Source organism: Phenylobacterium aquaticum (assembly GCF_947378715.1).
Lineage (GTDB): Bacteria > Pseudomonadota > Alphaproteobacteria > Caulobacterales > Caulobacteraceae > Phenylobacterium > Phenylobacterium aquaticum_A.
In genome coordinates this window covers 1-5,539 of record NZ_CANCLE010000211.1, presented here as the reverse complement: position 1 = coordinate 5,539, position 5,539 = coordinate 1, and the positions used below count along the sequence as shown (strand labels likewise).

The 5,539-nt window shown below is 70.3% G+C and carries 8 protein-coding genes; 3 read left to right on the top strand and 5 right to left on the bottom strand.

The genetic code is table 11. The features are described 5' to 3' along the window. The coding region (locus Q7P21_RS19010) for an aminopeptidase P family N-terminal domain-containing protein (RefSeq protein ID WP_304179593.1) at positions 1 to 851 on the bottom strand (851 nt) is incomplete at its 3' end. Positions 852 to 1,090: 239 nt separating this feature from the next. Between Q7P21_RS19010 and Q7P21_RS19005 the strand changes: the two genes are divergently transcribed. From Q7P21_RS19005 to Q7P21_RS18995, 3 genes are all read left to right on the top strand, one after another. Further along, a complete protein-coding gene (locus tag Q7P21_RS19005; protein WP_304169259.1) occupies positions 1,091 to 1,660 on the top strand; it encodes a GNAT family N-acetyltransferase in 570 nt (189 codons plus the stop codon). A 52-nt stretch (positions 1,661 to 1,712) separates the two neighbouring features. Beyond that, complete coding sequence (locus Q7P21_RS19000) at positions 1,713 to 2,063, top strand: GIY-YIG nuclease family protein (RefSeq protein ID WP_304179589.1); 351 nt, start codon at positions 1,713 to 1,715, stop codon at positions 2,061 to 2,063. Between the two features lie 72 nt (positions 2,064 to 2,135). Continuing rightward, the gene (locus Q7P21_RS18995; RefSeq protein ID WP_304169265.1) at positions 2,136 to 2,675 is read left to right on the top strand and encodes a carbonic anhydrase; all 540 of its coding nucleotides are present in this window, start codon (positions 2,136 to 2,138) and stop codon (positions 2,673 to 2,675) included. Here Q7P21_RS18995 and Q7P21_RS18990 read toward each other — a convergent pair. The 4 genes from Q7P21_RS18990 to Q7P21_RS18975 all read right to left on the bottom strand — a co-directional run bounded on the left by Q7P21_RS18990 (position 2,672) and on the right by Q7P21_RS18975 (position 5,470). After that, entirely contained in the window at positions 2,672 to 3,079 is a 408-nt protein-coding gene (locus tag Q7P21_RS18990; RefSeq protein WP_304179585.1) for a hypothetical protein, read from the bottom strand. The two genes, Q7P21_RS18995 and Q7P21_RS18990, sit on opposite strands and share 4 nt — an antisense overlap. Continuing rightward, on the bottom strand, positions 3,079 to 3,945 hold the full coding sequence (locus Q7P21_RS18985) for a 50S ribosomal protein L11 methyltransferase (protein WP_304169271.1): 867 nt from the start codon (positions 3,943 to 3,945) through the stop codon (positions 3,079 to 3,081). The genes Q7P21_RS18990 and Q7P21_RS18985 overlap by 1 nt, the downstream gene beginning before the upstream one ends. A 41-nt stretch (positions 3,946 to 3,986) precedes the next feature. Continuing rightward, entirely contained in the window at positions 3,987 to 4,466 is a 480-nt protein-coding gene (locus Q7P21_RS18980; RefSeq protein ID WP_304169273.1) for a hypothetical protein, read from the bottom strand. Between the two features lie 101 nt (positions 4,467 to 4,567). Continuing rightward, on the bottom strand, positions 4,568 to 5,470 hold the full coding sequence (locus tag Q7P21_RS18975; RefSeq protein WP_304179575.1) for an alpha/beta fold hydrolase: 903 nt from the start codon (positions 5,468 to 5,470) through the stop codon (positions 4,568 to 4,570). Positions 5,471 to 5,539 lie beyond the last annotated feature (69 nt).

Genomic DNA, 5,539 nt, shown 5'->3' with positions numbered 1-5,539 from the left:
GATTGGCCCGGATCGACCAGCACCTTCTTGCCGGCCAGGTCGGCCAGGGCCTGGGGCAGGTCATCCGGGGTCTCCAGGCTGACCTGGTTACCGAGCCAGGCCGGCAGGTCCTCCGTGACCTTGGCGGGGTCGAGGAACAGCCGCGCCGTTCCGTCGCTGTTGAGGATGGCCTGGCCCAGGGGCAGGGGGGAGCGGATCACGTCGCCGCCCCGGACATTGAACAGCCAGGCGATCGAGGACGGGGCGGTGAGGACGGCGGCGTCGGCGCCCTTGGCCTGGATGTCGGCGCCGACCCTGGCGCGCTTGGCGGCCGAGGCGTCGCCGGCGTATTCCAGGGCTTGCGCGACCACCGGGGCCTGGGGCTGGCCGGGGCGGTCCGCGCCCCAGGCGAGGTCCAGGGGGTTGGCTTCGACCGGCCTCAGCTGGGCGCCGGTCTTGGCGGCGGCGGCGCGCAGGCGGTCGAGCGCGTCGGGGCTGTGCAGACGCGGGTCATAGCCCAGCACCTGGCCCCTGGCGGTGGCGGCCTCCAGATAGGCGGGCACCCCGCCCTCGACCAGATCGCGGATCTCGAAGGTGGCGGCGTCCACCTGGTCGCGGACCTGAAGCGTGTAGCGGCCATCCACGAACACGGCGGCCTTGTCCTTCAGGATCACCGCCGCGCCGGCCGAGCCGGTAAAGCCGGTGGCCCAGGCCAGCCGGTCATTGGCGGCGGGCAGGTACTCGTTCTGATGCTCGTCCTCGTGCGGCACGAGGAAGCCGTCGAGCCCCTGTTCGGCCATGGCCTGGCGGATCAGCGGCACATGCCTGGGGCCAAAGGAGCGGTCAGTGGTTTCATTGAACGTCTGGTGCATGGGGGCATGTAAGCGGTTCGCGAGGCGGTCGCAAAGGGCGCGGCTTGCGCATTCCGGCGAGAGACGGGTAGTCTTCGCCCATGATCGCCTTCGTCGCCGCCTGTGGTTCGAATTCGCACGCCCCCCTCGGGGTCGTTCGTCTTCGCGCGCCTTAGACCAGGCCCAGACGACCGGACCCCCGCCAGATCGGCCGGGGTCGCCTGACGAGCCCTTCCGATCCCCCCCTCGGAAAGCTCGACATGACCCTCCTCGCCGACGACACGCCGCCCTGGTTTCCGCTTGAGACCGAACGCCTGATCCTGCGCGACCCGCGCGAGGAGGACTTCGACGACATCCACGCCTATGCCCAGCTCGACGATGTGGTCCGCTACATGGCCTGGGGCCCCAACACCCCGGCCATGACCCGCGAAGTGCTGGATCGCTGGCTGAGCGCAGCGGGCGGCTGGCCACGAACAGAGGTCAATCTGGTGGTCGAGGACAAGGCGCAGGCGCGGGTGATCGGCTCCATACGTCTGGCGATCCAGGACGAGGTCCATCGCACGGCGGACTTCGGCTACTGCTTTCACCCCGACGCCTGGGGCCGGGGGATCGGCACGGAGGCGGCGCGCGCCATCCTGGGGGCGGCGTTCGGTCCCTTGAATCTGCACCGGGTCTGGGCGACCTGCGACGTCGAGAACCGGGGCTCCTGGGGCATCATGGAAAAGCTCGGCATGCGGCGCGAGGGAACCTTCCGCAAGCACCTCAAGCCCCGGGGCGCGTGGCGCGACACCCACCTCTACGCCCTGCTCGCCGAGGAGTGGATCGGCTAATTGTGCCCGGGTATAATTGACAAGGCGCGCGGGGCGGACCATAGGTGCGCCCATGGAAAAGTCACGCCGCCGGGACATGGTCCAAGCCTATAAGGAAGCCAAGACGCCGTTCGGGGTGTTTGGCCTGCGATGCCTGCCGACGGACGAGCTCTGGATCGGGGCGAGCCCCAATCTGGCCGCCCAGGAGAACGCGGTGCGGTTCACCCTGAAGATGGGAAAGCATCCGAACCGGGGCTTGCAGGCCGCGATCCAGGCGCATGGCCCTGCGGCCTTCGCCTATGAGATTGTCGAGACCCTGGACGATCAGGACCTGAGCCCGATGGGCAAGTCGGACCTGCTGAAGCGTCGGGTCGTCCACTGGATCGAGGCTCTGGCCGCCAAGCCGCTGATCGGCGCCGCCTGACGCCGCCCAAGTCGGGTGGACTTTTGTCCCGGGCGCGGCGACCCTGCGGCGAAGACGGCCAGGGAGGGAACCATGAGTTGTTGTGACCACGCGCCAAGGGGCGAGGGATTTTCGCGTCGCGCGGCGATGGGGGCCATCGCCCTGGGCGGCGGGGTCTCGCTGCTCACCAGCTTCAGCCCGCAGCGCGCCTTCGCGGCGGGCCATGCCGACGCCCTGCTGCTGAACTGCATGGACTACCGGCTGGCCAACGACATCACCCGCTATATGGAGCAGCGGGGGCTGGCCGAGCAGTATGACCAGCTGATCCTGGCGGGGGCCTCGCTGGGCGCCCTTAACGACAAATATCCCGCCTGGACCGAGGTGTTCTGGGCCCACCTGGACCTGGCGATCCAGCTGCATCAGATCCACCGGCTGATCGTCATCGATCACCGTGATTGCGGCGCCTACAAGCTCTTGCTCGGCGAGGCGGCGGTGAAGGATCCAGACACTGAGCTGAAGAGCCATGTGAAGCAGCTCTACGCCCTGCGATCGGTGGTGCTGACCCGCTATCCGCACCTGGATGTCGAGCTGGGGCTGATGTCCCTCGACGGCAGCGTGATACCGATAGTTTAGTGCGGCAGGTCTGACGGGGTATAGCCGCCGATCAGGGCGGAGCTGTCCTGGTTACTCTTGTCCTGAGCGGCCTGGGTTGCCTGGGCGTCGGGGCCGGTGGCCGTGCCCTGGGCGGTCAGGGCGTCTGACGAGGGGGTCGCGGGCGCGGCCGGACTGGTGGCGGAGGCGTCGGGCGCTGTGGGGCCGGCGTTGTCGCCGCTCTCGGCCGCCGGCGCGGGCGCCTGCGGTCCCTCAAGGACCGACTTGAGAACCAGATAGACGACGAGGAAGGCCAGGGCCGCCAGCACGGCGATGACCCAGGGCCTGAGCCTGCGCCGTGGGCGGCTTTCGACGACGGCCTCCTCGTGCTCGGCCTCGTCCCCGGTCTCGGGGTCCAGATCGAAGGGGGCGTCGTCGGTCGCCACTAGGCCCTCACGAGCACCAGGGCCGCCCAGGCGTCGCGGTGGATGCGGCGCATCAGGCGGAAGCCGCGCGAGCGATAGGCGGCCAGCACCCGGCGCTCCTGAGTGCGCAGCAGGCCCGACAGTATGGCGATGCCGCCGGGGACGAGCGCGCCCTTGATGTCCTGGGCGAGCGCCACCAGCGGCGGGGCCAGGATGTTGGCGAACACCAGGTCATAGGGGGCCTGGACGCGGACGGCGCGGTGGCCAAGGCCGGAGGCGTAGACGAAGCGCGCGCCGGCCTGGTTCAGCTTGGCGTTCTCGCCGGCGATGCGGACCGAGGGCTTGTCGATGTCGGTGCCGACGGCGATCGGCGTGCCGGTGCGGGCGGCGGCGATGGCCAGGACCCCGGTGCCCGCGCCCACGTCCAGCACGCGCTTGAACCGGCGGGCCTTGAGCAGGGCGTCATAGGCGATCAGGCAGCCGACCGTGGTGCCGTGGTGGCCAGTGCCGAAGGCGGCGCCCGCCTCGATGCGCAGATTGACGGTGTTGGTGGGGGCGCGGCCCTTGTCATGGGCGCCGAAGATGAAGAACCGGCCGGCGCGCACCGGCGGCAGGCCGGACAACGACATGGCCAGCCAGTCGGCGTCGGCCAGCTTCTCGACCACCACCCGCAGGTCCGGATATTCGCCCAGCCGGGCGACCAGGCCATCGATCTCCTCCTGGGAGGTCGGGAAGGCGTCGATGCGCCAGACATCGTGGTCCTCGTCCTCTTCCAGGATGGAATAGGTCGCGCCCTCCAGCAGGACGTCGGCGTCGATGGCGTCGGCGGCGGCTTCGGCCACGGCGCGGGGCCCACGGGCGATGATCTGGACGGCGTCGTCGGTCATGCGCCCCCTCTAGAGCCTGAGCGCCGGAAAGGCGAGGGCCGTCAGTTCGCGGGCGGGTGGGGGAGGCCGGGATCGGGCGGTGTCGGCGGGGCGTAGCTGTCGAGGCCAGCCAGGATGTCACCGCCCATCGAGGGCGGCGGGGCGGCGGGCAGGTCGGCCTGGGCGATGGCGTCGCTCGCGTGGGCCTCGACGCGCACCTGGGCCAGGGTCGGGACGTGAACCGGCGCGGATCGCGGCGCGGGTTCGTCGGGGGCTGGCTCGTCCTGAAGGGCGGCGGCGGCCGCGCCGGGCGTGGCCCAGTCCGTGCCGATCACATAGTCCGGGATCTCGCCGGTGAAGCTGGTCCAGTTGGCGGCCAGTGCGTGTCCGAGGCCGCGCGGCTTGCGGACCGGCAGGGGCTGGGCGTCCTGGGCGATGGCCAAGGCCCCGAAATCGGGCGTCACCAGTCCGCCGGCTGCGAGCCCCAGCAGGGCTGCGGCGCCGATGCCGAGCAGCAGGATCTTGGTCTTTTCAGAATCCATGGCGGAGCTATAGCGCGCCAGCTGCCCGGAGGTTCACGCCATTCGACGGGCAAGCGCGCGTCTGTGATCCGGCGCCCTGACCAGGGCGCCGGACCGCAGGTTCAGACGCTGGTCTTGGCGAGCGTCGTGGCCCGTTCGATCAGGTCGGCGATGGTCCCGACCAGGGGCTTGGGCAGGTTGTGGCCCATGCCGGGGACCATGTGCAGTTCGGCGCCGGGGATGGTCGCGGCGGTGTCCTCGCCGCCGGTGGGCTGCACGAGGGGGTCATCGATCCCGTGGATCACCAGGGTCGGCGCCGTGATGCCGGCCAGGGCCGCGCGGCGGTCGCCGCTGGCCACGATCGCCGCCATCTGGCGGGCGAAGCCGACCGGATGGAAGGACCGCTCATAGGTGGCGCGCAACTGGGCCTTGAGCTCGCCAATGTCGGCCGAGAAGGCCGGGCCGGCCATGACCTTGGCGCCCTCGACCCCGTGATCGAGGAAGGCCTCCAGGTCGACGGCCGGATCGGGACCGCGATTGGTCAGGCGCTCCATGGCTTCCGGCTTGGCCGGGGGCAGGGCGGGGTTGCCGGTGGTCGACATGATCGAGGTCAGCGACAGCACCCGGTGCGGATGCTCGGCGGCGACCATCTGGGCGATCATGCCGCCCATGGAGGCGCCGACCACGTGGGCGCGGTCGATCTCGAGCGCGTCCATCAGGCCGGCGGCGTCGGCGGCCATGTCGGACAGGAAGTAGGGGGCCGGCGGCTTCTGGCCGGCCATCAGGGCGGTGTAGATCGCTGCCATGTCGGGCATGCCCAAGTGGTCCAGCTTCTGCGACAGCCCAACGTCGCGGTTGTCGTAGCGCACCACGCGGAAGCCGCGATCGGCCAGGTTCTGGACCAGCTCCATCGGCCAGGCGATCATCTGGGCGCCCAGGCCCATGATCAGCAGCAGGACCTCGCCGTCCTCCGGCCCGTGAGCGTCATATTCGAAGGTCAGGCCGTTGGCGGTGATCTGCGGCATGGGGGTTTCCTTGCGTCCCTGAGGTTTGGCGGAACCTTAGGGAGGGTGGGGAGCCGAGGGAAGGGCTCA

What these genes read in the sequence shown, in the direction of transcription:
- Q7P21_RS19005 (WP_304169259.1), top strand. Translation starts at nt 1,091, where the DNA reads ATGACCCTCCTCGCCGACGACACGCCGCCCTGGTTTCCGCTTGAGACC.
- Q7P21_RS18975 (WP_304179575.1), bottom strand. Translation starts at nt 5,470, where the DNA reads ATGCCGCAGATCACCGCCAACGGCCTGACCTTCGAATATGACGCTCAC.
- Q7P21_RS18985 (WP_304169271.1), bottom strand. Translation starts at nt 3,945, where the DNA reads ATGACCGACGACGCCGTCCAGATCATCGCCCGTGGGCCCCGCGCCGTG.
- Q7P21_RS19000 (WP_304179589.1), top strand. Translation starts at nt 1,713, where the DNA reads ATGGAAAAGTCACGCCGCCGGGACATGGTCCAAGCCTATAAGGAAGCC.
- Q7P21_RS18995 (WP_304169265.1), top strand. Translation starts at nt 2,136, where the DNA reads ATGAGTTGTTGTGACCACGCGCCAAGGGGCGAGGGATTTTCGCGTCGC.
- Q7P21_RS18980 (WP_304169273.1), bottom strand. Translation starts at nt 4,466, where the DNA reads ATGGATTCTGAAAAGACCAAGATCCTGCTGCTCGGCATCGGCGCCGCA.